This window comes from Acinetobacter sp. V115_6 (genome assembly GCF_031799025.1).
Taxonomy (GTDB): Bacteria; Pseudomonadota; Gammaproteobacteria; order Pseudomonadales; family Moraxellaceae; genus Acinetobacter; species Acinetobacter pittii.
The window spans coordinates 301,851-327,178 of sequence record NZ_JAVQNO010000021.1; the positions used below are offsets into that span (position 1 = coordinate 301,851).

21 protein-coding genes are annotated in these 25,328 nt (G+C 41.2%); 8 read left to right on the top strand and 13 right to left on the bottom strand.

Features of this window, described 5'->3' with window-relative positions; genetic code table 11:
* Window positions 1-29 precede the first annotated feature (29 nt).
* Window positions 30-1,100, top strand: coding sequence for an AraC family transcriptional regulator (locus RMA94_RS09810; protein WP_311082721.1), 1,071 nt, complete (start codon window positions 30-32; stop codon window positions 1,098-1,100).
* Window positions 1,101-1,115: 15 nt separating this feature from the next.
* Here the strand turns inward: RMA94_RS09810 and RMA94_RS09815 are convergent, their stop codons facing one another.
* From RMA94_RS09815 to RMA94_RS09825, 3 genes are all read right to left on the bottom strand, one after another.
* Window positions 1,116-2,012, bottom strand: coding sequence for a DMT family transporter (locus RMA94_RS09815; protein ID WP_001181009.1), 897 nt, complete (start codon window positions 2,010-2,012; stop codon window positions 1,116-1,118).
* A gap of 125 nt (window positions 2,013-2,137) precedes the next feature.
* On the bottom strand, window positions 2,138-3,685 hold the full coding sequence (garD, locus tag RMA94_RS09820) for a galactarate dehydratase (RefSeq protein WP_130173955.1): 1,548 nt from the start codon (window positions 3,683-3,685) through the stop codon (window positions 2,138-2,140).
* Window positions 3,686-3,755: 70 nt separating this feature from the next.
* Window positions 3,756-5,114 (bottom strand): MFS transporter, encoded by a 1,359-nt coding sequence (locus RMA94_RS09825; protein WP_002120540.1) that lies wholly within the window; start codon window positions 5,112-5,114, stop codon window positions 3,756-3,758.
* Between the two features lie 285 nt (window positions 5,115-5,399).
* Between RMA94_RS09825 and gudD the strand changes: the two genes are divergently transcribed.
* The 4 genes from gudD to RMA94_RS09845 all read left to right on the top strand — a co-directional run bounded on the left by gudD (window position 5,400) and on the right by RMA94_RS09845 (window position 10,484).
* Entirely contained in the window at window positions 5,400-6,734 is a 1,335-nt protein-coding gene (gene gudD, locus RMA94_RS09830; RefSeq protein WP_130173956.1) for a glucarate dehydratase, read from the top strand.
* A 266-nt stretch (window positions 6,735-7,000) separates the two neighbouring features.
* Window positions 7,001-7,912, top strand: coding sequence for a 5-dehydro-4-deoxyglucarate dehydratase (gene kdgD / locus RMA94_RS09835; RefSeq protein ID WP_009387806.1), 912 nt, complete (start codon window positions 7,001-7,003; stop codon window positions 7,910-7,912).
* A gap of 30 nt (window positions 7,913-7,942) precedes the next feature.
* On the top strand, window positions 7,943-9,529 hold the full coding sequence (locus tag RMA94_RS09840; protein WP_202732792.1) for an aldehyde dehydrogenase (NADP(+)): 1,587 nt from the start codon (window positions 7,943-7,945) through the stop codon (window positions 9,527-9,529).
* Between the two features lie 241 nt (window positions 9,530-9,770).
* Window positions 9,771-10,484 (top strand): FadR/GntR family transcriptional regulator, encoded by a 714-nt coding sequence (locus RMA94_RS09845; RefSeq protein WP_005042034.1) that lies wholly within the window; start codon window positions 9,771-9,773, stop codon window positions 10,482-10,484.
* Between the two features lie 65 nt (window positions 10,485-10,549).
* Here RMA94_RS09845 and RMA94_RS09850 read toward each other — a convergent pair whose 3' ends face one another.
* The 8 genes from RMA94_RS09850 to RMA94_RS09885 form a co-directional block, all read right to left on the bottom strand.
* The gene (locus tag RMA94_RS09850) at window positions 10,550-12,301 is read right to left on the bottom strand and encodes a tannase/feruloyl esterase family alpha/beta hydrolase (protein ID WP_311082725.1); all 1,752 of its coding nucleotides are present in this window, start codon (window positions 12,299-12,301) and stop codon (window positions 10,550-10,552) included.
* Between the two features lie 33 nt (window positions 12,302-12,334).
* Complete coding sequence (locus RMA94_RS09855; protein ID WP_068563212.1) at window positions 12,335-12,724, bottom strand: PaaI family thioesterase; 390 nt, start codon at window positions 12,722-12,724, stop codon at window positions 12,335-12,337.
* A gap of 40 nt (window positions 12,725-12,764) precedes the next feature.
* Window positions 12,765-13,301, bottom strand: a complete 537-nt coding sequence (locus RMA94_RS09860) for a DUF3237 domain-containing protein (protein ID WP_311082728.1) — start codon at window positions 13,299-13,301, stop codon at window positions 12,765-12,767.
* A 57-nt stretch (window positions 13,302-13,358) separates the two neighbouring features.
* Window positions 13,359-14,609 carry an OprD family porin gene (locus RMA94_RS09865; RefSeq protein ID WP_017400398.1) on the bottom strand — a complete coding sequence of 417 codons (1,251 nt, stop codon included), beginning with the start codon at window positions 14,607-14,609 and terminating at the stop codon, window positions 13,359-13,361.
* An 81-nt stretch (window positions 14,610-14,690) separates the two neighbouring features.
* Window positions 14,691-15,830, bottom strand: a complete 1,140-nt coding sequence (locus RMA94_RS09870; protein ID WP_068611519.1) for an acyl-CoA dehydrogenase family protein — start codon at window positions 15,828-15,830, stop codon at window positions 14,691-14,693.
* Window positions 15,831-15,905: 75 nt separating this feature from the next.
* The gene (locus RMA94_RS09875; RefSeq protein ID WP_262448742.1) at window positions 15,906-17,792 is read right to left on the bottom strand and encodes a feruloyl-CoA synthase; all 1,887 of its coding nucleotides are present in this window, start codon (window positions 17,790-17,792) and stop codon (window positions 15,906-15,908) included.
* An 82-nt stretch (window positions 17,793-17,874) separates the two neighbouring features.
* Entirely contained in the window at window positions 17,875-19,326 is a 1,452-nt protein-coding gene (locus RMA94_RS09880) for an aldehyde dehydrogenase (protein ID WP_311082729.1), read from the bottom strand.
* A gap of 37 nt (window positions 19,327-19,363) precedes the next feature.
* Window positions 19,364-20,203 carry a p-hydroxycinnamoyl CoA hydratase/lyase gene (locus RMA94_RS09885; RefSeq protein WP_170825830.1) on the bottom strand — a complete coding sequence of 280 codons (840 nt, stop codon included), beginning with the start codon at window positions 20,201-20,203 and terminating at the stop codon, window positions 19,364-19,366.
* 248 nt (window positions 20,204-20,451) lie between these two features.
* Between RMA94_RS09885 and mhpT the strand changes: the two genes are divergently transcribed.
* The 3 genes from mhpT to RMA94_RS09900 all read left to right on the top strand — a co-directional run bounded on the left by mhpT (window position 20,452) and on the right by RMA94_RS09900 (window position 23,026).
* On the top strand, window positions 20,452-21,684 hold the full coding sequence (gene mhpT, locus RMA94_RS09890; protein ID WP_262448740.1) for a 3-(3-hydroxy-phenyl)propionate transporter MhpT: 1,233 nt from the start codon (window positions 20,452-20,454) through the stop codon (window positions 21,682-21,684).
* A gap of 70 nt (window positions 21,685-21,754) precedes the next feature.
* Window positions 21,755-22,210, top strand: a complete 456-nt coding sequence (locus tag RMA94_RS09895; RefSeq protein WP_005070428.1) for a MarR family winged helix-turn-helix transcriptional regulator — start codon at window positions 21,755-21,757, stop codon at window positions 22,208-22,210.
* A gap of 123 nt (window positions 22,211-22,333) precedes the next feature.
* Window positions 22,334-23,026, top strand: coding sequence for a GntR family transcriptional regulator (locus tag RMA94_RS09900; protein ID WP_005802836.1), 693 nt, complete (start codon window positions 22,334-22,336; stop codon window positions 23,024-23,026).
* A 43-nt stretch (window positions 23,027-23,069) separates the two neighbouring features.
* Here RMA94_RS09900 and RMA94_RS09905 read toward each other — a convergent pair whose 3' ends face one another.
* Together RMA94_RS09905 and RMA94_RS09910 are read right to left on the bottom strand one after the other, a co-directional pair.
* Window positions 23,070-24,014, bottom strand: coding sequence for a PDR/VanB family oxidoreductase (locus tag RMA94_RS09905; protein ID WP_262448739.1), 945 nt, complete (start codon window positions 24,012-24,014; stop codon window positions 23,070-23,072).
* A gap of 12 nt (window positions 24,015-24,026) precedes the next feature.
* Window positions 24,027-25,103: an aromatic ring-hydroxylating dioxygenase subunit alpha gene (locus tag RMA94_RS09910; protein WP_311082730.1), complete on the bottom strand. Its 1,077-nt coding sequence runs from the start codon at window positions 25,101-25,103 to the stop codon at window positions 24,027-24,029.
* Between the last annotated feature and the right edge of the window lie 225 nt (window positions 25,104-25,328).

Genomic DNA, 25,328 nt, shown 5'->3' on the forward strand with positions numbered 1-25,328 from the left:
CATGTCACTCTAGGGATGGTGTGAATTAAATGCCTAATAATGTTTATAAAAATACAAATGCGGTTATCGAAGGAAATTATGATAATACATCCTTAGGTGCTAATACATATTTGCTGGGTTTGACCAGTTTATTTGATGAAATGGGTACGCAAGGCCATTCAATATCAGATGTTCTATCTGACACAAATATTTCGCCAGATGCGATGAATCAATCCTCTTTCTATATTTCTCAAGTTCAAAAAATTCAGTTATTTCAAAATATTCAAAAGCTATCAAATGATCCACTCATTGGTCTGCGAGCAGGACAAAAGCAGCGATTGTCAGATTTTGGAGTGTATGGTTATGCGTTATATTCCTCACGTAATTTTAGACAAGCGGTAGAGCTTGGCATTCGACACATTAAGCTTGCAGGGCCTATTTTAAAGAAGTCTTTTTATATACGGGATGACGTTGCCGTTTTTGAAGGGCAGGACATTATTGCACTTGGTAAGCTTTTGCCTTTAGTGTGCGAGTTTTGGTTTAGCTCAATGCAAACTTTAATTGAACGGGTACTTGAAGGACCATTTCAAGCGAAGAAGCTTTTGTTGCCCTATCCAGCGCCTGACTATGCAGAAGAATATGAAAAAGTTTTTCATTGTCCCGTTCAGTTTAATGCGGGGGTAATGCAATGGCACTTTGATTTAAAGTGGCTCGATGTACCTTGCCCAAATGCCAACCCGATTACTGCGGACATGTGTAAGTCGTTTTGTGAGCGGATGCTAGGCGCTGCTGAACTTGAAGAGCCTGAGTTGGTGAAAACGATTCGTTTAATATTATTGGATGGAACAGGGCTTTTTCCATCGGCTCAAGAAATGGCTGAACGCTTACATATATCAAAGCGGACCTTACATCGGCGCTTGGCAGGTTTTGATTTAACCTATCAGGAACTGTTAGATGAAACTCGGCGCCGTCTTGCCGATGAATATTTGCGAGAGACAACTTTAACTATAGACGAAATTGCGGAGAGAATTGGCTTTTCAGATACCTCTAATTTTAGAAAAGCCTATCGCCATTGGACAGGCATTTCACCAAATGAGTATCGAATACAGTACCTAAATTAGATTAAGGTTTGTTTGTTATTTAAATCGAGAGAGTAACTTTTTCTGCAAAAATGGATTACAGAGCAAAATCGCAAATAAAATAATAAATATACCGATAATGCTAAACAGATCAGGTAATTCATGCCAAAAAACAAATCCCCATATCCCTGCAAAAATAATGGCAATGTAATTCATTGGGCCAATTTGTCCTGCTGGGGCTAGGCTATAGGCATAAGACATAAACAGTTGGCTTATATTTGCTAAAAGTCCTGCGGCAATGAGTAATGCTAGTTCATGCCAAGTGAAAATACGCCAATGCCAAAACATTGGAATAGAGGAAATTAAACTACCAAAAACACAAAAGTAAAAAACAATACGTTCAGGCGGCTCTGTACTGGTTAAAGCTCTTACAGTCACAAAAGCCATTGCTGATAAAAAGCATGCGCCCAAGCCAATAAAAGATAGTGCGTTAAATAGACCCTGGTCGGGTTTAGCGACAAATAAAACCCCAATGAGTCCAATCACAGCGGCAAAAATCATCGATTTGGTAATTTTTTCTTTTAAGAAAAGCCATGCAATCAGTGGAATAAAGATAGGAGATGAATAACTAAAAACCATGGCGTTCGATAGTTTTAAGTTCGCAATGGCATAGAAAAAACCATACATTGCGGCTAGCCCGACAATACTTCGCCAAGTATGCATCCAGAGTTTATCGGTTTTAATAAAATCTAGCCCCTGTTTAAAGAGCATCGGAATAAAAATAAATAAACCTACTGCATTTCTAAAAAACACGACGGTCGCATTGTCTACCGTTTCTGAAGCAAAACGAATGCACACTCCCATAATGGAAAATAATAATGCCGATGTCATAAGACAAAGCAGTGCTTTTCCAAGTTGAGTTGAGGGGAGGTTTGAAGCAGTCTGATTTTGCATAGAGAAATAGAGTTCTTAATTTTCGATGTTATTTTAGCAGCGATGTTAAGTTTTAGTGAAATGTGTCGTAATTAAGATGGGAAATGTGAAAAGATGAGGTGATATGCCTCATCTTTTAAACCTTATTAGGTCACGGGTGCAGGGTTAAATACAGCGAGTGAGTTATGAATACCCCAACGGTCCGACCACGTTTGTTTTTCGCCACTAGCCACTTGTAAAATCAGTTCAAAAAGTTCCCAGCCCACTTCTTCAATAGTTTTCTTTCCAATCGCAATATCGCCAGCACTGATATCAATCAGGTCATACCAACGGTTTGCAATATTGTTTCGGCTTGCCATTTTAATGACAGGTACGGCTGCCAGCCCGTAGGGTGTACCACGACCTGTGGTAAAGACTTGAACAGTAATACCAGATGCCATTTGCTGCGTACCACAGATAAAGTCACTCGAAGGGGTGGCCGCAAAAATTAACCCCTTTTTTGTCGGTCTTTGGCCCGGTGCGAGAACTTCTACAATCGGTGAGCGGCCCGATTTTGCAATTGATCCCATCGCTTTTTCTACAATGTTATTCAGTCCACCTTTTTTATTGCCCGGTGTGGTATTGGCACTTCGGTCTACTTGGCCTGCTGCTAAGTAATCGTCATACCATTTCATTTCCCGAATTAGATCTTTGGCAACTTGTTCATTTACTGCGCGTGGAGTAAGTAGGTGAATGCCATCGCGGACTTCTGTAACTTCCGAAAACATGACGGTGCCGCCACATTGCACAATCAAGTCAGCTGCGAAACCAACGGCAGGGTTAGATGTAACTCCGGAAAATGCATCACTCCCACCACATTGCATGCCTACAACTAAATTAGAAACTGGAACTTCTTCTCGAGTACGTTGATTAAGCTTTTTAAGGTGTTGTTCTGCCACGGTTAAAATATGGTTGACCATACTTTCAAAACCGTTATGGCGTTCATCTTGTAACTGAATAATGTCCTCATTTGCTAGAGGAATATATTTGTTTTCTTTAGGAATGTTTAGAAGACGTTCGGGTTGCATTTTTTCGCAGCCCAGACTCACAACCATAATTTCTCCACCAAAATTAGGGTTGAGTGCAAGATTATGAATTGTACGAATAGGAACAATTGCAGCGGGTGCATCGATTGCCACGCCACAACCGTATAAATGGTTTAATCCGACTACACCATCTACATTTGAATATTTAGGAAGTAAATCACGTTCAATAATTTTAACGACATAATCAACAATACCCTCTACACAGTTAACACTGGTCGTAATACCTAAAATATTTTTTGTACCGACACTGCCATCCTTATTTTTATAACCTTTAAATGTATATCCGGTCAGTGGAGGAAGCTTAGGATCGGGGCGAGTTGCTAATTCAAGATCATCTAGCTCAGGTGCCTCTGGCATTTGGGTAACGGCTTCATTTACCCATGAACCTGCGGATAAATCTTTATTTGCATAACCAATAATTTCCCCATAACGAACAATTGCTTCACCTTGCTTTAATGACTTTAATAAAACTTTATGTCCCTGTGGCACATGATCAACCAAGATGAGTTGGTATTCTTCAATATGTGTAGAAGGTGGTAAACCGCCGTCATTCACTACAATGGCTACATTATCAAGAGGACTAATTTTTATGAGGAGAGGCTTCAGCATGATCATTCCTTGTATACATTTGAAGAGAGGTCATAACGCTTAAGTTAGTTAAGCGTTATGACTTAAAGTTTTAAGAGGTAGGTTTTAACTCGAAGCGCTGGATTTTGCCCACAATAGCGGTATAGCAAATTACTGCTGCAATCGCATGCACACCGACATAAGTCAATGCAAGGTTGAAAGAACCAGTACTTGCTAAGATATAGCCGATCACAATTGGGGTCACGATTCCTGCCGTATTACCAAACGCATTCATCATTCCGCCTGATAAGCCCACCATTTCTTTTGGTGCAACATCAGACATGACTGCCCAACCTAAAGAGCCGATTCCTTTGCCAAAGAAAGATAAAGACATAAAGAATACGATTGCTGCTTGAGAGTCGACGTAATTACACATAATGATTGAGGTTGAAACCAAGAATCCGACTACGATAGGTAGCTTTCTTGAAAAGCTTAAGCTGTAATTCATTCGAATTAACTTATCTGAAATCAAGCCACCTAAAATTCCTCCTACAAAGCCGCAGAGTGCAGGTGCAACTGCTGCAAAACCGGCTTCTAAAATGCTGAGATGTCTTTCTTTGACAAGGTAAACAGGGAACCAAGTCAAGAAAAAATAGGTCAGTGTATTTACACAATATTGTCCAATAAAGATACCGAGCATCATACGTGAAGCAAGCAATTGTTTAACTTTACTCCAAGTAATTTTCTCTTTTTTACTATTTTGGCTATTTTCACCCATGTCGAGTAAAGCACCTTCTGAAGCAATATATTTTACTTCTTCAGGATTTACTGTCGGATGATTGGTCGGGCTATAAATAACCTTAAGCCATATAAAGGAAAGAATGATTCCAAGGCCACCCATGACCCAGAAAATAGACTGCCAGTGGACGGTTGCAACAAGCCAACCCATTAGGGGAGCAAAAAGTACGGTTGAGAAATAAGAGGATGAGTTAAAAATGGCAGCGGCAGTTCCACGTTCTTTGGTTGGAAACCACGCGGCAGCAATTTTACTGTTACCCGGAAAAGCAGGTGATTCAGACAAACCAACTAAAAATCTGAGTACAAAGAGTGAAGTAATGATGGTCGCAGTATCACCTAAAATGTCGGTAAAACCGATTAAAACAGTGAATAAAGACCATAAAAACAGACTCCAGAAATATACACGACGAGCACCAAACTTATCGAGTAGCCAACCACCTGGAATTTGACCAATTACATAGGCCCATGCAAAGGCTGAGAAAATATAACCCATGGTAACTGAGTCGATTCCCAGCTCATGAGACATTGGCGTTGCAGCCATTGAAAGGGTTGCACGATCACCGTAATTAAAAGCCGTGACCAAAAAAATCATCGCAAGAATGTAGTAGCGAGTTTTTGTATGTTTGGCTCTTTGCTGAGTCACTACAGCAATATTTGTTTGCAGATTATCCATATACAAACTCTTTTTAATAATCGACCTATTTGCATATCCGTGAAATAGGTGACGTCATGTCAAATTCATCGATAGAATAGATGAGAAAACGGAATTTTGTATCTACTCTATAGTCCTAGTTCTAAAACCGCGTCTTTAGATGTATGACATCATATGATTAAAAATATTATTTTGGCAAGTAGGGTCGAAAAATAATTTTTATATGGCTTTATATTGACAAGTTGTCTGATGTCTTATAAGTTTTGGTAATGAAAAAATAGTATCAGAATGCCAAGGAGTATTTTAATGGCGACCTCTACACCTATCGTTAAATCAATTCGAGCAATTCCTGTTGCTGGACATGACAGCATGCTGCTCAATTTGAGTGGTGCTCATGGACCTTATTTCACTCGTAACATACTTATTATCGAAGATAACTCTGGAAATATTGGTGTAGGTGAAATTCCGGGTGGAGAAAAAATTTTAGCGACATTAAATGATGCTAAAGCCTTGGTAGAAGGGCAGCCGATTGGCGAATATAAAAATCTACTTAAAAAAATTCAGCAAACTTTTGCTGATCGTGACAGTGGTGGTCGAGGCAATCAAACCTTTGATTTACGTACCACAATTCATGTTGTAACGGCTTATGAGTCAGCATTACTTGATTTGCTTGGCAAGCATTTAAATGTGAATGTCGCAAGCTTACTAGGTGAAGGTCAGCAACGTAGTGAAGTTGAAGTATTAGGATATTTATTCTTTATCGGCGACCGAAAACAGACTTCATTAGACTATGCGACTACACCTCAGCATAACCATGACTGGTATAAAGTCCGTCATGAAAAAGCGTTAACACCTGAGGCTGTGCAGCGTTTAGCAGAAGCATCTTATGACCGTTATGGGTTTAAAGACTTTAAGTTAAAAGGTGGCGTATTACAGAGCGAACAAGAAGCCGAAGCTGTTACAGCTATCGCGCGCCATTTTCCAGAAGCGCGTGTGACGCTTGATCCAAACGGAGCATGGTTTTTAGACGAAGCAATTGCTTTAGGCAAACATCTTAAAGGAGTGTTGGCCTACGCAGAAGACCCGTGTGGTGCAGAACAAGGTTATTCAAGCCGTGAAATTATGGCCGAGTTTAAACGTGCAACAGGCTTACCCACTGCGACCAATATGATTGCTACGGACTGGCGAGAAATGTCGCATAGTATTCAATTGCAAGCTGTTGATATTCCTTTGGCTGATCCACATTTTTGGACATTGGAAGGCTCGGTTCGAGTTTCACAACTCTGCAATATGTACAATTTAACGTGGGGTTCGCATTCTAATAATCACTTTGATATTTCACTTGCCATGTTTACACATGTTGCTGCCGCTGCGGTAGGTAAGGTAACGGCAATTGATACGCACTGGATTTGGCAAGAAGGTACAGATCAGCTCACTAAAGCACCGCTTGAAATTAAAGACGGTAAAATTCAGGTGCCAACCGCACCGGGACTTGGTGTCGAGTTGGACTGGGACCGAATTAACCAAGCCCATGAGCTCTATAAATTAAAAGGTTTAGGAGCTCGTAATGATGCCGATGCGATGCAATTTTTAATACCAAACTGGTCATTTAATAATAAAAAGCCTTGTTTGGTTCGTTAATGTTTTACCGATATCTTTGAAAAATTCGCTTTTTGAGTTTTCTTAATGCTTTGCTGTCCATATGGGCAGCTTTTTTTATGTCTAACGATTAGTCCTAATATTGAGAGTTTTTAAAGATGTTTTATAAAACAATAGGTTAAATTATTTTAGATAATGAACTTTGATCTTTTTAAAAAATTTAATTTTTCAGAGGAAAAATATATTGATTAAAATAAAATTTATGATGTAAGATGTCTGACAACATAAACATGTATGGATATTTTCTAATGGATGCTCTTGAGTTAAAAAACATTGTTTCTGATGGCCTTCTTTCTTTTCCGGTTACTGACTTTGACCAAAATGGGGACTTTAATAAATCTTCTTATGCAAAACGTCTTGAATGGTTAGCGCCTTATGGTGCAAGCGCATTATTTGCTGCGGGTGGTACAGGTGAGTTTTTCTCGTTAACTGGAAGTGAATACTCTGACGTGATTAAAACTGCTGTCGATACTTGTAAAGGTAGTGTACCGATTATTGCTGGGGCAGGTGGTCCGACACGTCAGGCGATTGAACAGGCAAAAGAAGCAGAGCGCTTAGGTGCACACGGTATTTTGTTAATGCCGCATTACCTAACTGAAGCAAGCCAAGAAGGTTTGATCGAACACGTTAAGCAAGTATGTAACTCAGTAGACTTTGGCGTAATTTTTTATAACCGTAGCGTTTCAAGATTAAATCTCGATTCAATCCAAAAGTTAGCTGAGATGTGCCCGAACTTAATCGGTTTTAAAGACAGCTCTGGTCAAATCGATATGATGACAGCAGTGACTCAGACTATGGGTGATCGTTTGTCGTATTTAGGTGGTTTACCAACAGCAGAAGTTTTTGCAGCGCCATATAAAGCCTTAGGTTGCCCAGTTTATTCATCAGCTGTATTTAACTTTATTCCAAAGACTGCAATGGAGTTTTATAACGCGCTTCGCAGTGATGACTTTGAAACAACGAATCGTTTGATTAAAGATTTCTTCTTGCCATTGATTAAAATTCGCGACCGTAAATCAGGTTATGCGGTAAGCATGATTAAAGCTGGTGCCAAAATTGTTGGGCATGATGCAGGTCCTGTGCGTCCACCATTAAGTGATTTAACTCAAGCAGACTATGAAGATTTGGCTGCCCTCATTGCGACACTCGGTCCGCAATAATTTTAACTGTTTAGGTATTGGAGCTTTAAAATGAGTAAAAATAACGGTCGGCAGTTTATTAATGGTCAACGTGTTGCTGCAAATGCGCCAGCCCTAGAAAGTATAGCTGCAAAAGATTATCAGCCAATAGGTTATGTATTTAGTCAGGCGACCCTTGAAGAAGTAGATCAGGCTGCTCAAGCTGCACATAACGCTTTTTTAGTTTATAGCCAAACTTCTCAAGAGCAACGTGCCTCTTTTCTAGAAGAGATTGCTCGCCAAATTGAAGCATTAGGTGCGAACTTGCAAGAAGTCGCTTCACTTGAAACAGGCTTACCACTTGCTCGTCTTCAAGGAGAGACAGGCCGTGTTACTGGTCAGCTTCGACTGTTTGCTGAACTTTTACGCCGTGGCGATTTTTATGGTGCTCGTATTGATGTGGCATTACCAGAGCGTAAGCCTTTGCCGCGTGTCGATTTGCGTCAATATAAAGTTGGAGTAGGACCGGTTGCTGTGTTTGGCGCGAGTAATTTCCCACTTGCATTTTCAACAGCAGGCGGTGATACCGTAGCTGCTTTAGCAGCAGGGTGTCCGGTTGTCTTTAAAGCACACTCTGGTCATATGGCAACTGCTGAGCTTGTTGCAGAAGCCATTGAAAAAGCAATCGAAGTTTGCGATATGCCTAACGGCACATTCAATATGATTTTTGGCGGCCGTATTGGCGCAAACTTGGTAGAACATCCACTGATTCAGGCAGCCGGTTTTACGGGTTCTCTTGAAGGCGGAATGGCACTTTATAACCTTGCGCAGAGCCGTCCTCAGCCAATTCCATTCTTTGCTGAAATGTCGAGTGTGAACCCTGTAGTGGTTTTATCTCAAGCGCTGAGTTCTCGTGGTGAACAAATTGCTCAGGATACGGTTGCCTCATTTAATATGGGATGTGGCCAGTTCTGTACAAAACCGGGGTTAATTTTAGGTGTAGAAGGACCTGAATTTGACAGTTTCGTAGCAGCTTTAGCTGAAAGCACGCAAAAAGCTGTGCCTCAGGTCATGCTGAATGAAGGAACTTTAAAAAGTTACCGTCAAGGTATTGATGCTCTAAACAGTGAAGCTGGTTTTGAAGTTATTGCGACAGGACAAGAGGCCGAGCTAGTTTCTCAAGCAAAAGCACATCTATTTAAAGCGGATCAATCTGTTTTATTGTCAGGCAACCCAAAACTACAACATGAAGTTTTCGGGCCAATGTCGATTGTGATTGGCGTAGAAGATAAAGCGACTTTGTTAAAAGGGATCGAGTCTTTAGGTGGACAGCTCACGGCAACCATTATTGGTGATGAAAATGAGTTGTCTGAAGCAGGCGAGCTTCTTCATTTGCTAACCGGTAAAGCTGGCCGTGTATTGTTTAACGGTTTCCCGACAGGAGTTGAAGTGTCTGATGCCATGGTACATGGTGGTCCTTTCCCTGCAACCAGTGATGCACGCGGAACTTCGGTGGGTACGGGAGCGATTGAGCGTTTCTTGCGTCCGGTATGTTTCCAAAATACACCACAAGTTTTATTACCCGATGCATTAAAAGATAGTAATCCACTACAGATTACTCGTCTGGTCAATGGGCAATTAACTCAGGCTCAAATTTAAAAGTTGTGCAGCTCAATCAATGGTATTGAGCTGCATATTTTTTAACTTATTCAACGCATTATTAAATATCAACAGAAGCATAAGTTGCTTACTTTTTAAATATATGTGAGAGCTAGATAAGGGAGATAAAATATTTTGATTTTAATAACTTAGAGGTATAAAAACCGAATATGACTATCGTCTAAGTTTATAGTAAAATGAATTTTCTAATTTTTTCAACATTTCATGAGTTCTTCAGATTATGTCTAGTGCAATTAAACCTAGATCAACAAAAAAACTAAGCCAGATTATTGTAGAACAACTGATCGAAAAAATTCAGTCTGGAGACTTCCAAGTCGGAGAGAAAATTCCGACCGAACTTGAATTAATTGAAACTTTTGAAGTAAGCCGTTCTGTTATTCGTGAAGCCATCACTGAGTTGCGTTCTTTAGGGTTTGTCGAGACTCGTCACGGGATTGGTACTTTTGTAAAAGAACAGACGGTTGAACAGAATTTTTTGCTGTCTAATGCCAGTTTAGAAACCATTAACGATATTGTTTCTTTACTTGAGCTTCGAATTAGCCTTGAGTCGGAAGCAGTTTTTTTAGCCTCAGAGCGCCGTAAGCAAATCCATATCGATAAAATGAAAGCTGCGCTTGAAGACTTTGAACGTCATATTTCATCAGATGCAAATGATGGCACAGTAAAAGCTGATTATGATTTCCATATTGCCATTGCTGAAGCTTCTGAAAACCAATATTTCGTTGATTTTCTAAAGTATCTGGGTGAAAAAATTATACCGCGTGCACGCTTAAAATCTATTGAGCAAAGTCCTGAAAACCGCGAAGAATATTTAAAAGCGGTTCATCATGATCATGTCAATATTTATAACGCAATTGTCGATCAGGATGGTTTGTTGGCTCGACAAATGATGCGAGCTCATCTGTCTAAAAGTATTAAAAAGTTTAAGCAGTAAAACTTGAGCTAATATTAAGATAAAAAAGAGAGCTTATTTAAGCTCTCTTTTAATTTTATAGGGTGTTATTTACAGCTAAAGTTTTCAGCTTTTTCGCTATTGCCTTGACCATTGTAACGAGCAATCAGTGGGTAAGGGCAAAGTGGACGGGTACGGTCTGGTGCCCAGTCTTGTGGAAGTTCAGTATTCACTTGACCACTTGGGTTACCTCCGCCGCGTGCGGTCGCAATGATTTTGTCAGGTGCTTGTCCATATTCCACCCAGTTAACTAAAGCAGTCAATGCATCAAATTGGTCGGTCGCAATGCCATCACGGGTATGGTTCATGCCCGGAACTCTAAAGAAACGTGCGAATTCAGGTGCTGTACCTTTTGCATCATTTTTATAGTGTTGTAGCAGTTGATCGTACCAATTTTGGGTGTCATCTACAGAGAAAACGCCGTCTGCTGTGCCTTGTACCACAATCATTTTTCCACCGTGATTACGGAGTTTATCTAGATTAAGTTCATCTGGTGGCATCATGAAAGACATCGAACTTTCAGTATAAACATTATTGGTTGCCGATAGTTTTGGATAGTCGGTATCGAAGTTAAAATTAAAGGCAAATTGTCTAGAATTTTGAGTCACAGTTGGGTCTGGCGGAACCTGAAAAAGAATGCCGACTGCAACCGGGTCACGCGCTATTCCCACCGAAGATTCGAATTTCCAGCTTGCCCAGTTGCTTCCTACTAAACCGGGGTCGAAAGGCTGGGTTGCATAGAGCGCTTGTCCAGCCGAATTTATAGGACCGCGATAAATGTTGGCTAATACATCAATTTGTTCGGTGCTTAGGCAGGTACCATCTCTTGTGCTTGAGCAAACAGGTACATCTTTGTGAATATCAAAAGCTGTACGGCAAGCTTCGACATCTTGAACCAAGCCATCTGCAACACCGTCTAGAGCATCGCATCGATCTAAAATCGCTTTTGCTAAAACTTTGCGCTCTGAAAGGGTAAGAGCCGTACTTAGGTCATTTTCATCTGTTGCGACACGACGAAGCTGCTGTGCTGTGTAGAGTTGAGCTGCGGCCGCACGAGGTAAATGAAAGCCCGGTGTACTTGCTAAAATGCCATCATATTGGTCGCCTAAACGGGTTGCGGCAATCATGGCATGACGCCCACCGTTAGATGTGCCGCCTGCATAGGAGCGATCTGGCAATTTACCATAGGCGGCTTTAATTAGGTTTTTTGCCATAGGCGTGAGTTTGGTAATTGCACCATAGCCATAGTTGATTCTGGCTTGAGGGTCTAAACCAAACATTGGATTTTGTGAGGCACTATGTCCAGCATCGGAAGAAATGACCGCAAAACCATCATGCAGGGCATTGGTGAGTGGACCGCCGCTGCCGACCTGACCCGTTGCAGGTACTAAATTACCATCGGTTCCGCCATTGCCTTGATAGAGAAAACGGCCGTTCCAGTCTATTGGTAAGCGCATTTCAAAACCAATTTGATAAGTTTGTCCATCGACAGGGCTTACCCGTTGATCCATATAACCTTTGACCAAACAATGTGCGCCAATCGGTTTGTTGGCGACAGTCAATGTGCCTGCTTCTTGAAGGGTGGCAGAGCTAATCACCGTATTGTTGTACTGAAATCCGAGTAAGTCTGAACAGCTTCCTGTCATTTTTACGCCCACAGCCGGAGACAACTGAGGTGGTTTTGTTGTTGAGGGAACCGTTGTGTCATCATTATCACTTCCACAGCCTGTCAAAGCGCCAAGCATGGCAAGCACTAAAGCGGAGTGGGTCAAAATTCGTTTATTGTTGGTGTAATTCATTTATTCATATCCTTATTGAATGAATGGTTGTAATTAATCTAAAACCAGAAAATTAGCAGTGCTTCGTGCAATCATTTTGTTGTTTTGCCAAGCTTCACTTTCGAGATTCAGTACAGTTTTGCCTTGTTTAATGAATCGGCATTTCGTAATGACTTCTCCCACAACACAGGGCCTTAAAAAATCCATTGTTAAGTTGATGGTGGTGGCGGGTTTACTGTCATTTGCAAGAAATGCAAAAAGCCCCATCACATCGTCAAGCATGGCGCAGATCATGCCGCCTTCAACGGTGCCGCGTGGATTGGTAAAGCTTTCTAGCGCCGTGTAGTGGATGGTGAGTTCAGTGTTTTTGTCATTCCAATGGATATTATGTCCACCCAAATGGTGATGGATGGGCGGTAAGTGTTTTAAAGTTTTTTGATCCATAATGAAGGCTCCATCCTTTTTGTAAGTGTTATAAAAATTATTATTTCAGGGTATAGGCATCATAAATAACCGCTTTGCCCAAGCGCATTGCACTACCTACCGCAACGGTCTGGTTAAGCCATGAGTATTTAGGTGAGCTGGTTTCAAACTGCATGGTAATTTTGAAATAGTAATTTTTCGGATCGACATCTTTGCCTTGGGCAAGCTGTTTTAGCGTTTCTGCCGAGCCATGGCGGTAACCTTTGGTTTGAAGGTAAATAAGCGCACCATCATCGGTTTCTAATAAATATCGCGTATCAATAATGGCTAGCCCTTTACTGTCGACAATTTGCCAATCTGCGCCATTATTTAAAATATGGCCTTTAAGTGATTTCCCTTCAAATGTCCCACCTGTAATAGGAATTATTCGGCGTTTACCTGCATCACTGGTCGTGCCTAATTCCCAAACAGGCGCATTTAGATCAACACTAAATTTTGCTAAAGGCTCAAGCTGAATGGGTGGTGGGCTATATTGCGTTTCGCCATGAGTCAGGCCAATGAAACAAATTCCGCAGAGTAGCGTTACAACTTTTTTCATGATGAATTTCCCGAAATAAAAAGAGGTTCTATGTGTGACAGAACCTCTCGTTTTGAATTATTTAAATTTCCATGTGTAGTCGATGTTGAGACGGGTTTCATTTACAGGTTTGATATTGGCTGTAGAGAGCATGTTGTTGTCATAAATGGCATAGCGTGCGCGTAACCCTAAATTTTTTAACCAGCCACTTTGAACGGTGTAGCCTAAATCAAAGTCTGTTTCGCGTTCTTTTAAATTGGTTCCGCCTAAGTTGGGTGCATAAATATTGTGACCTGTGGTGTAACGGGTCATAAAACGTAAACCCGGCACATAATCTTTAAAGTCATATTCATAACGGAAGCTATAGGCTTTTTCTTTTGGGTTTAAAAACTCGCCCGGCCATGTATCAATAAGAAGTCCAGTTTCACCACCAGTCAAATATGGAAAGGCGGTGTCGCCATGATGTTGGAAGGTTCCAAAAATAAATTTATGGTTTTGATGTTTTAGTTCGAAATGCGCATGATAAAGATCATTATCGACTAAACCTGCTTTTGCTTGTCCGTCATCTCGGCTGCGGTAGTAACGTAATTGTGAACTAAAATTAGTGGTGTCATTAATTTTGTGTTGATGTAAGGCACCGACCATGGTTTGGTTATAAAGATCATCAACATCCATGTAAAAAGCAGTGAGTTTTAGTGCGGGATTAAACTGATAGTTTCCACCTAAATAATAGAGTCCATCCGTTTCAGCACTTTTAAAGCGTCCATTCACCCCAGAAATTTTAATTTTTTCATAGTTGGTCGAATCACGATGATTCACTTTATCGAGGTAGGCCGCTTGTAAGTCGAAATCTTTAATATCTTTACTGGTCAGTGAAATTCCTCGATAAGTTTGAGGAAGTAGACGCGCGGGTGAAGCTACTAAAACAGGGTTCATTGGCATGAGTGTACCAATGCGTAGCTCAGTCTGGCTCATTTTAGCTTTTGCTGTGACCCCAATTTCTCCGTAAGAGTCAGCAGGTTCATTGGTGCGCGTGTCTCTAGGTAAGTTTCCTGTACCGCCATGCTCTGCATCGGCATCGAGTTTAAAACCCGCCGTTGCAAGCACATCCAGCCCAAAACCGACAGTCCCTTCGGTATAACCTGAATTGGCTTTAAGAATAAACCCTTGCGTCCAGTCCTTGGCAGCAGGGTAAGCAGATTGCTCTTGGTAATCGCGATCAAAATAGAAATTTCGTGTGGTGAGTTCTACTGAGCTGTTGTCAATAAAATTGCCAGCCCACACTGAACCAGAGAGCATAAGGGTAGAGTACATCCATAATTTCGACATAGCATTTCTTCCTGAAATAACATTTTTTTGTTTTAAACAAGGCATAGTTGTTGTGTCTGCCTTGTTTGGTTTTAAATCGAATTATTTTCCGAGCAGTTCTCGGGCCACGATTTCTTTCATAATTTCATTGGTTCCCCCATAAATTTTTTGTACGCGTGCATCAACAAAAAAGCGTGAAATCGGGTATTCCTGCATGTAACCGTAGCCGCCAAAAAGCTGAAGTAATTGATCAATCACTTCACATTGAGCATCGGTAATAAAGCATTTCAGTGCGGCAACTTGAGTGACGCTTAACTGGTGTTGTTGATACAGCGCTGCACATTGGTCTACAAAGGCTTGTGCGGCTTTTGCTTTGATTTGTGCGTTTGCCAGCACAAAGCGCGTGTTTTGCATTTGACTTAAAGGTTGTCCGAAAGCTTTACGTTCCAAAACATAGTCTTTAGTAATTTCAATGGCGCCTAAAATTGACCCCAACGCCATCATAGAAATACTCAAACGTTCACGCGGTAACTCTTGCATTAAATAAGCAAAACCTTGTCCCTCTTCACCCAAACGCTGAGTTGTAGGCACATAAACATCATCAAAAAATAGTTCGGCTGTATCTTGAGCATGTAGCCCGATTTTTTGTAATGAACGACCTTTTTTAACGCCGTCTAACGCAGCGTCGACTAAAAAAATGGAAATGCCTTTTGCTTTGGCTTGCGGATCGGTTTTCGCCACCAGAACGATCAGGTCGGCATGCAAACCATTTGAAATAAACGTTTTTGAACCATTCACACGATAGTGGTCATTTTTTAAAATGGCTTGAGTGCGTATGGCCTGTAAGTCTGAACCAGCATTCGCTTCGGTCATGGCAATTGCAGTGACGACTTCACCTGTCACCATTTTTGGTAACCAATAACGTTTTTGCTCTTCAGTTCCAATATTTTGCAGATAAGGTGAGACCAACTCATTTTGCCCACCAATGGCAACAGCTAAAGATGCAAAACCAGCTTGAGCAGTTTCTTGAACCAGCATGAGCGAGTAATGAATAGGAGCACCGTAGCCACCATATTCTTCGGGTACATCGACGCACAAAAAGCCATTTTCCCCAAGACGAAGCCACAGATCACGCGGGATGAGGCCATCGTGTTCCCATTGTTCGTAGTAAGGAGCAACCTGTTCTTTTAAGAACCTGCGGTAGCTGTCTCGAAATAGTTCAAATTCTGTATCGTGTGGCATGTTGAACCTTTTTTTAGGCAAAAGTGAGGCTAAGGCCCAAACCGAAGTTTGAGCTTCCTTTTTTATTTCAATTGCTTATTGTTTTAAGGTGGGCACCCGAATAATCAGCGGGTTATCAGTCTGCTTTTGATAAAGTTCATCAATTAAAGCTGCACGACGCTTGGTAATACTGCTTTGATTGAGGTTGCCTTTATCGGTCACTTCACCTGCATCGAGTTGAGGTGGTTCGATCATTAAATAAAGCATTGAGACTGTATTTGAACTGCCAGTCGCATCTTTATTAAAGGTCGTTAAAAATTGGCGGAACCATTGCTGGACTTTAGGATGCTGTAATATCTCTGTTGCAGAATGATCACCAAGGTTAAGACCTGCATGTTGAGCACAAGCTTCTAATTTTGGAAAAATCAGAAAACCCACAGCATTCAGGTTTGAACCAGTAATACAAACATCTTGAATCAGTAAATTACCTTGAATCAGTACTTTGTTGCGTAGTGTGCCCACATTCACAAAAGTACCCGTATTGAGTTTAAAGTCTTCGGCAATTCGTCCGTCGTACATCAGACCTTTAGTTGGATCATTCACATCGACTAAACGAACAGCATCTCCAGTATGGAAAAAGCCTTCATCGTCAAATACAGTGCTTTGTTGGTCTGCCTTTAAACGCCAATAACCTTTCATGACATGTTTGCCACGAACACAAAACTCAAGTTTGTCACCACATGGCACTAGCTTAATTTCGCATCCCGGAGCAGGGTATCCAATAAAGCCAGCCATCACGCGTGGACCAGTGGTAAAAGCACAAGAGGGTGCTGTTTCAGTCATGCCCAATCCGCTCATAATGCGAATTTTTTCTCCGCAATGTTGCTGAGCAATTTTATCGAGTCTGTTCCAGCCAGCTTCTGAAAGCGCTGCACCTGCAAAGAATAAAATTTTAACTTTGGCAAAAAAGCGGTCTCTTAATTCTTGATCTTTTTCTAAGGCTTCGGTGAGTTCTTCCCAACCTTTTGGCACATTTAAATAAACAGTTGGAGAAATTTCTTTGAGATTACGAATAGTTTCTTCAAATTTTCCTGCAACGGGTTTGCCATCATCAATGTAAATCGTACCGCCGTTATAGAGTGCGATGCCGACATTGTGACTGCCGCCAAATGTGTGGTGCCAAGACAGCCAGTCGAGTAGGACAGGCGGCGTTTCTTCAAACTCAGGGAAAGTTTGTAATAACATTTGCTGATTAACACACAACATTAAATGCGTGGTCGGCACAGCTTTAGGGAGTTTGGTTGAACCTGACGTAAATAAGAACTTGGCAATTTGGTTTTCATCAAGGGTTTGATAAAATTCTTGAACATTTGAAACAGGCGTATCTAATAGCGACTGAAAAGACGTACAGACCTGATCGCCTACAATCCCTTTATTCGTTACTACTTCAATATTAGGTGTAATACACGCTTGAATGGCTTTAGCAAAGGCTTGTCCATCGCTGGCATAGACCATACCAGGTGTAAGCACTTCAAACACATGTTTAAGTTTGCCAAAGTCTTGAGAAATAAGAGAATAGGCAGGGGAAATAGCCGAGAAAGGCACACCTGCCAACATAGCAGCCATAGAGAGTGTTAAATGTTCGAGATCATTACCACTTAAAATGACCAGAGGTCTTTCTTGGCTTAAATTACGATCATGCAAAGCTTGAGCAATGTGCCATGCGCGTTGTAGAACTTCTGCATAACTCAGTTTGACCCATTCGCCTTGAGCATTGCGTTTTGCTGCAAAAATATGGTCTGGTTTGGTTTGTGCAAAATGAATTAACCGATCTGTCAGTTTTTGTGGGTACGGTTTTAATTGCTCTTTGGGGCTGATATAGAGCGTGTCATCTTTATGGTGATAATGAATATCATGTTGCCCTAATTTTACGAACCGTTCGCGGTCTTGTGATTGAGTGGCATTCATTTGCATTTCTTTCACTCCATGGAAAGCGCATCACTGCGCTTTATTTTTTTGCATCATGCAATTTTTATTTAATATGTCGGTATTCGCATTAGCCTGACTAAATCGGGTAATGACGTGATTGGGTTTGAATGGTAATCCAGCGTAGTTCGGTAAATTCGGCAACAGAGACTTTACTACCAAAACGTCCGTAACCACTCGATTTTGTTCCGCCAAATGGCATTTGAGCTTCGTCATGTACGGTTGCGCCGTTAATATGACAAATACCTGAATCAATCTGTTTAGCGACTTCCAGTGCTTGCGAAATATTTTGGCTAAACACTGCTGAAGAAAGGCCGAACTCGCTGTCATTTGCCAGTGCTACGCCTTCTTCAATGCTTGAAAAACGTTGAACTGTGCATACAGGTCCAAATGATTCTTCATGGTAAAGCAGCATGTCAGGTTTAATATTGAGCACCAGTGTCGGTTGCATGGTGGTGTCTTCAATATGGATGCCTAAAGGTAAGTCAGCACCTTTGTTCTGGGCATCTTCTAGCAAATGCTGAATACGGCTTGCAGCACGGCGACTTTCTAAAACACCGAGTACATTGTCTTTTGAGGTTGGATTACCTGCCTGAATAGAGCGGGTTTTTTCAATCAGTTTTTCAATAAATTGGTCGGCAATATTGTCTTGAACCAAAACACGTTCGGTCGACATACAGATTTGCCCCTGATTAAAGAACGCTCCAAAAGCAACTGCATTTACGGCTTCATTAATGTCAGCTTCATTTAAAACCACGACAGGGGCCTTACCACCCAATTCAAGTAAAACAGGTTTTAAATATTTAGCCGCAGACTCGGCAATAATTTTTCCGACTTTGGTTGAACCGGTAAAATTAATGCGTTTCACGGCTGGGTGAGACACTAAACGCTCCACGATTTGTGGTGCATCTTCGGCGGCATGCGTAATCACATTGACCACACCTTCACCCAGACCCGCTTCATGTAACACTTCACCAATGAGACGATGTGTTGCTGGGCAGGCTTCCGATGCTTTTAACACAACCGTGTTACCACAAGCCAAAGGCATAGCAAGCGCACGTGTTGCCAAAATCACAGGGGCGTTCCAAGGTGCAATGCCAACAATGACACCGCAAGGAACCCGTACACCCATTGCTAGATTACCCGGCACATCTGACGGAATCAGGCTTCCGTCAATTTGTGTGGTCATGGCTGCGGCTTCACGTAACATGTTTGCAGCAAGGTGAACGTTAAACTCATACCATGTTGCAGTTGAACCTGTTTCTTGCATTCCAGTTTCAATGAATTGCTCGGTTTTTTGGTCCATTAAATCAGCTGCTTTTAATAAGCGTAAGCGACGTTCGGTAGGCGAGAGTTTCGACCATACTTTAAAAGCTTGTTGCGCCGAATCGATGGCACGGTCAACATCTTCCAGTGTTGCGGCAGCAGCTTTACTGGCTACTGATCCATCAATTGGGCTAATACGCTCAAAAGTTGCCTGATTTGATGCATCAACAGATCGACCGTGAATAAGTAACTGTACATTTTGCATGGGTTGCGTCCTTACATTGCCATTAAAGTATCAAAAGTTAACCAGTACGTTTATAACTCTGTAAACCCGGTTTAATTGATTTTTCATCTAAGAATTGTTTCAAACCTTCTTGGCGGCCATTTTCTGTATCGCGGTGGATACATTGATCAAGTTTGGCATATAAGTAGTCTTCGTTTTGGTCCCATGTCAGTTCGCGGCAACGCTTAAATCCATTTTTAGCGGTACGAAGAACCACAGGGTTTTTCTCAAGTAAGCAATTTGCAAGTTCAGTCACTTCTGCTTTTAATTGGGCAAGCGGTACGCTTTTGTTCACAAGGCCCATGGTTTCAGCTTCTTTACCGCTAAAGGTTTTACCCGTCATGATGTAGTACAAAGATGCACGGTGACCTACGGTATCTGCCATTGCTTTGCTTACAAGGTTACCCGGTGGGATTCCCCAGTTAATTTCAGATAAACCGAAAGTTGCTTCATCTGCTGCAATTGCTAGGTCACACGCCACTAAAGGTGAGAAACCGCCTCCAAAGCACCAGCCGTTGACCATAGCAATCGTTGGTTTTGAATACATGCGAAGAAGTTGCCACTGCCAGCGACAAGAGTCACGGCGAATACGTTCTTGGAAAATTTCAGGCTGAGTGTCGACTTCACGGAAATATTCCTTCAAATCCATACCCGCTGTCCAAGAGTCACCAGCACCCGTCAAAACTAAAACACGCGCATCTTGATCAAGCTCAAGAGTTTCGAGCACATCAATCATTTCACGATTGAGTGTTGGGCTCATGGCATTTTTCTTTTCTGGGCGGTTTAGTGTTACCCATGCAATTCCTTCTTCAACTTTAACATCTACTGTTTCCCAGCGGTTTTCATAACTCATCTTCATACTCCTTGAATGATTTTTAGCTGTTCTGGGATTTAATTTAATATCAGTTAAACTTACATTCAAGTGTTTTTTATAAAATTTCATAAATATTTTATAATCAATTGTATTTTAAATATTAATTAATTTTATTGATTATTTAATATAAAAATATGTTGATTTTTTAGTAAGTTTAACTGATATTTTTGGTGTGTTTAAACAATAATACACAAAGGGCTAAATGGAACGACTAGTCAATAAGGGATAACACAATGGAAAAGATATTAGGACAGTCTGCAAGGGCAAAAATCACGTTGCTATTATGCTTTGCAATAGCAATTTTTGAAGGCTTTGATCTTCAATCAATGGGGGTAGCCGCTCCACGAATGCGGGCTGAGTTTATGTTGGACAATGCACAGATGGCATGGGCATTTAGTGCTGCAATTTTAGGGACGTTACCAGGTGCAATATTAGGCGGTCGGTTTGCTGATATTGTCGGGCGTAAGAAAATTCTGATTTTTAGTATTTTACTTTTTGGAATTATGTCTTTGCTAACGGCTTATGCTGCTAACTTTAGTTTGCTATTACTCATTCGTTTTTGTACAGGTTTAGGAATGGGTGGAGCACTTCCGATGATGATTACACTTGCCTCTGAAGCTGTACCTGACCAGCACAAAGGCACCGCAGTGAGCATTATGTATAGTGGCATTCCTTTTGGCGGATTACTCACTTCGGTGGTTGCTATGTCGTTGGCAGGCGATGCAGAGTGGCGTCATATTTTCTATATTGGTGGGATTGCACCTATTTTACTCATTCCACTGATTATGCGCTTTTTACCTGAGTCAAATGATTACCTGCAACGTAAAGTTCAAGCGCAAAAAACGACACCATTCTTGGAGGTTTTATTTGCGAAAGAGCGTCGTATGTCAACCATTCAGCTTTGGGTCAGTTTTTTCTGCACATTAGTCGTGTTGTACTTCTTATTGAACTGGTTGCCGTTACTGATGGGCGCGCAAGGCCTATCAAAACTACAGGCAAACTATGTACAGATGGGCTATAACGTTGGTGGAATTTTAGGTTCGGTTCTGATGGGCGTATTGCTTGATAAATTACGCATGAGCTTTGTGATTAAGCTGATTTATCTCGGCATTTTATTTTCGCTTTGTTGTTTAGCAATATCCCCAACCGTTGCTTTACTTGCACTATCGGCAGTGGGTTGTGGCTTATTCATTGTGGGTGGGCAATCGGCGTTGTATGGCCTGGCAGCCATGTATTATCCAACCGAAATGCGTGGAACTGGAGTAGGTGCAGCAGTTGCAATCGGGCGTATTGGTTCTTTTGCAGGGCCTTTAATGGCTGGTTTTTTACTCTCGCTTGGACAAAGCTCGACCATCGTGATTGGTTCAAGTATTCCTGTGATTTTAATTGCAGCGATCTCTGCATTACTTCTTGTCAAAAAACCTAAACAGCCTGTACATTTAGTACAAAGCTCAGGTGCTCGCTAAGTTTTAACGAAAGTATGGGGTTAGTGCCTCATACTTTCACTACAGATTTTCTTATGATGATTGAAAGGTTATGGTACGTTCGAATTCAGTTCAAAAAAAAGTAGAAGATGAGCCTAAGTTAAGTTACATGATTGCTCGTGTTGACCGAATTATTAGTAAACATTTAACAGAACATTTAAAAGAGCTTGAGATTACCTTGCCGCAATTTACTGCGCTTTCTGTTTTAGCTTCAAAAAGTAATGTATCCAATGCCAAGCTTGCTGAGCGCTCTTTCATTAAGCCGCAATCAGCCAACAAAATTTTGCAAGATTTATTGGTGAATGGTTGGATTGAGAAAAAACCTGACCCAACACATGGCCGCCGTATTTTAATTACCCTGACCGAAAGCGGTGTTGAAAAGTTAAATAAATGCAATGAAGTGGTTTTAAAAGTTGAAGAAAAAATGCTTGAAGGCATTGATATTAACCTGGCTTATTTAATCCGCAATAATCTCGATATTATGGTCAATAATCTTAAAAACCTTTAATTGAATGTGGTTTTTAAATTAATTTATTAAAATCTACAGAAATGCTTAAGCACTGATTCACACAGAAAATTTATTTCATTTTGCAAATGAACTTGCTAGCATCGAAGTGACGTTTTTGGTGATGTGTGGCAGCGAATGTCTTCAGGACAACAAGTTTTACTTAAACTAAGAAAAATGATTATTTCAGGGGAACTTGAAGGCGGTGCCAGAATTGCCGAAATTCCGACTGCCGAGTTACTTGGTGTTTCAAGGCAGCCTGTTCGTATTGCCTTTCGCTTGCTCGAGCAAGAAGGCCTCCTCATTAAAAACCCAACTCGTGGTTACACGGTTCGTGAAATTTCAGAGCAACTTGTTCATGATGCGCTCGAAGTACGCGGTGTGTTGGAAGGGTTGGCTGCGAAAACTTTGGCAGAACAAGGCTTAAGCGAAGAGCAGAAAAAGACGCTGCAACATTGCATTCAAGAAACTGAAAAACTATTTAATGAAACAGACGAGTTTGGTGATGCTGAACTGGAACGTTATCACCATTTCAACGTCATTTTTCATGACACGATTATTGAAGGCGCGCAAAACGTCGCACTCATCCAAGCCTTAGCGAAAAACAATCAATTGCCGATGGCGTCTGCTCAAGCCATTACCTATGACCAGAATCAAGCTTTGTCTGAATATCGTCGTTTGCACTATGCGCATTTACAGCATTGTTCGATTTTCGATGCATTGGTACATCGTCAGGCAGGGCGTGCTGAAACTTTAATGCGTGAGCACAGTAGTGTGGTGATTTTGGGTGAAACGCTAAGAAATGTTCTCAGCGCTTAATGTGAAAGAAGTTCCTTTATTTTCGAATAAAGGAACTTGAGTATTAAAGCTCAATCACAAGATTTTTAGTTTTTGCACGAGAACAGCAGGGCGTAAATTGGTCGTTCAAAGCATGTTCCTCATCGGTCATAAACATATCTCGATGATCTGGTGTGCCTTCTACAACACGAGTAATACAGGTACCACAAATGCCTTGTTCACACGAAACAGGAATATCAAAACCATTTGCAATTAATGCTTCAGTAGCAGTTTGCTCTGGTAATACTTCAATTCGGCGGCCCGTACCTTTAACTTCAATGGTAAAAGCTTCATCGTTGGACGTATCTACTTTTTGCGCGACAAAATGTTCTTGATGTAATTGCTTGTTGTGCCAGCCAGCTTGTTCGGCCGAGCTCATTACAAACTGCATAAACCCTGTAGGTCCACACACATATAAGTGTTTATCAGATGAAGCTTGGCCCAAAACTTCTGCCATATTACATTCAGTGTCTGGTTGGTCTTGAATATGAAAATGAACTTGGGCACCAAAGTGCTCGGTTAAGTTGCCATAGAAAGCAATCATTTCATGGCTACGAACAAAGTAGTGCAATTCGAAAGGAATATTGGCCGACTTAAGCCGATATGCCATCGACAAAATAGGGGTAATACCAATACCCCCCGCAAATAAAACTGCCTGTTTGGTTTGTGGGTGAATCTCAAATAAATTACGCGGTTCACCAATTTTTAAATGGTCACCTTCACGATATTCAGTGTGGATGCAACGTGAACCACCGCGTGAATTGGCATCATGTAAAACACCAATGACATACCGATGCTTTTCAGTGCAGCAGTTTGAAAGTGAATATTGACGGGTGAGACCATTTTTAAGATGCACATCAATATGTGCACCTGCCTCAAAATTAGGTAGCTCCGTACCATTTGCTGCAACCAATTCAAATGCACGAATGGTCGGGGTAAGCTGGTGAATTTTTTGAATAATAACGTCCATGTTCATACTCCTTTAAATAATCCGAATGTTTGGAAACTTCTGTGCGGATGTTTCAGGAGGCGTTTTATTTTCTTCGGCAAGCAGTCGCTCAATCACCTTACGAGACTGGACACCGCCTGCGTCGATATTAAGCATCAGTAACTTGCGATGTGGGTTGTTTAAAATGTTTTGCTGCTGTTGCTCCAGCATTTCTAAATCTTCAGTAAAGATTTTGCCTTGTCCTTCACGAATTTGATCGGTGAGTTCAGCATTATCTGGCTGGAAATTACGCGCCATTCCCCAGAAATACCAGTGAGAGGTTTCAGTTTCCGGTGTAATAAAATCGACCACAATTGAGGAAACTTTTTTGTCTTTCGGTGCGTGGTAACCACCATGTCCAGCATGTGCGACACCCACTTCAATATGAACATTACTTGGAGCAAAGAAGTGACAACGTTGCCAACGATCAACTGGTACATCATCTGCTAAGTGGTTGCCGCGAAGGGCCATTTGCCAAAATGGAGGTGCGATCACATTTTCCATATAGCGTTCGGTAATCACATGGTGACCGTCAACTTTAGTCACAGGCAATGATTCATCAATCTCTTTTTGCCCAATACTGCTTGAGTGAACATAGGTCTCGTGGGTTAAATCCATCAGGTTGTCGACCATTAGGCGATAGTCGCACTGAATGTGAAACAGGCCTCCGCCATAGCTCCATTCAGGATGATCTGCCCATTCTAAAGTTGGCAGTTTTGCTTCATCTGCTAAAGCTTTCTCGCCTGGCCATATCCAAATAAAACCGAATTTTTCGACAACTGCATATGATTTATTGCAAGGGAAACCATTTACACGTTGAGCTGGCATTGAAACGGTCTTTCCGTCACACCCCATCACTAGTCCATGATAACCACACACGAGGTTGCCATCTTCGACATAGCCAAGTGAAAGAGGGGCACCACGATGCGGACAAAAATCTTCAACGGCTGCAACGTGGTTTTCTTTACCGCGATAAAAAACAATTTTTTCACCACAAATAGTGCGACCTAATGGTTTGTCTTGGATTTCTTCTGGGCGGCAGGCAACATACCAAGCATTTTTAATAAACATTTGTGACGACTCCTTATCACTTATTGGATCCAATTTATAATAAATAAAAATATTGGTCAATTGATAAGCAGTATATTTTTTAAAAAATATTGATCTTTTGATTTGGTTGTTTTGTGTATTTTTAATTGCTATTAAAGACTTTTATATTTACTTTGAATTTTAGAGTGAAATTTTTTATTCATCTTAATTTGGATCCATAATGGCTATGGTTAAGCCATTATGGGA

Bases quoted from the DNA above. Each gene is read 5' to 3' on its own strand.
- RMA94_RS09810 (WP_311082721.1), top strand. From the start codon at position 30: ATGCCTAATAATGTTTATAAAAATACAAATGCGGTTATCGAAGGAAAT.
- RMA94_RS09815 (WP_001181009.1), bottom strand. From the start codon at position 2,012: ATGCAAAATCAGACTGCTTCAAACCTCCCCTCAACTCAACTTGGAAAA.
- garD (WP_130173955.1), bottom strand. From the start codon at position 3,685: ATGCTGAAGCCTCTCCTCATAAAAATTAGTCCTCTTGATAATGTAGCC.
- RMA94_RS09825 (WP_002120540.1), bottom strand. From the start codon at position 5,114: ATGGATAATCTGCAAACAAATATTGCTGTAGTGACTCAGCAAAGAGCC.
- gudD (WP_130173956.1), top strand. From the start codon at position 5,400: ATGGCGACCTCTACACCTATCGTTAAATCAATTCGAGCAATTCCTGTT.
- kdgD (WP_009387806.1), top strand. From the start codon at position 7,001: ATGGATGCTCTTGAGTTAAAAAACATTGTTTCTGATGGCCTTCTTTCT.
- RMA94_RS09840 (WP_202732792.1), top strand. From the start codon at position 7,943: ATGAGTAAAAATAACGGTCGGCAGTTTATTAATGGTCAACGTGTTGCT.
- RMA94_RS09845 (WP_005042034.1), top strand. From the start codon at position 9,771: ATGTCTAGTGCAATTAAACCTAGATCAACAAAAAAACTAAGCCAGATT.
- RMA94_RS09850 (WP_311082725.1), bottom strand. From the start codon at position 12,301: ATGAATTACACCAACAATAAACGAATTTTGACCCACTCCGCTTTAGTG.
- RMA94_RS09855 (WP_068563212.1), bottom strand. From the start codon at position 12,724: ATGGATCAAAAAACTTTAAAACACTTACCGCCCATCCATCACCATTTG.
- RMA94_RS09860 (WP_311082728.1), bottom strand. From the start codon at position 13,301: ATGAAAAAAGTTGTAACGCTACTCTGCGGAATTTGTTTCATTGGCCTG.
- RMA94_RS09865 (WP_017400398.1), bottom strand. From the start codon at position 14,609: ATGTCGAAATTATGGATGTACTCTACCCTTATGCTCTCTGGTTCAGTG.
- RMA94_RS09870 (WP_068611519.1), bottom strand. From the start codon at position 15,830: ATGCCACACGATACAGAATTTGAACTATTTCGAGACAGCTACCGCAGG.
- RMA94_RS09880 (WP_311082729.1), bottom strand. From the start codon at position 19,326: ATGCAAAATGTACAGTTACTTATTCACGGTCGATCTGTTGATGCATCA.
- RMA94_RS09885 (WP_170825830.1), bottom strand. From the start codon at position 20,203: ATGAAGATGAGTTATGAAAACCGCTGGGAAACAGTAGATGTTAAAGTT.
- mhpT (WP_262448740.1), top strand. From the start codon at position 20,452: ATGGAAAAGATATTAGGACAGTCTGCAAGGGCAAAAATCACGTTGCTA.
- RMA94_RS09895 (WP_005070428.1), top strand. From the start codon at position 21,755: ATGGTACGTTCGAATTCAGTTCAAAAAAAAGTAGAAGATGAGCCTAAG.
- RMA94_RS09905 (WP_262448739.1), bottom strand. From the start codon at position 24,014: ATGGACGTTATTATTCAAAAAATTCACCAGCTTACCCCGACCATTCGT.
- RMA94_RS09910 (WP_311082730.1), bottom strand. From the start codon at position 25,103: ATGTTTATTAAAAATGCTTGGTATGTTGCCTGCCGCCCAGAAGAAATC.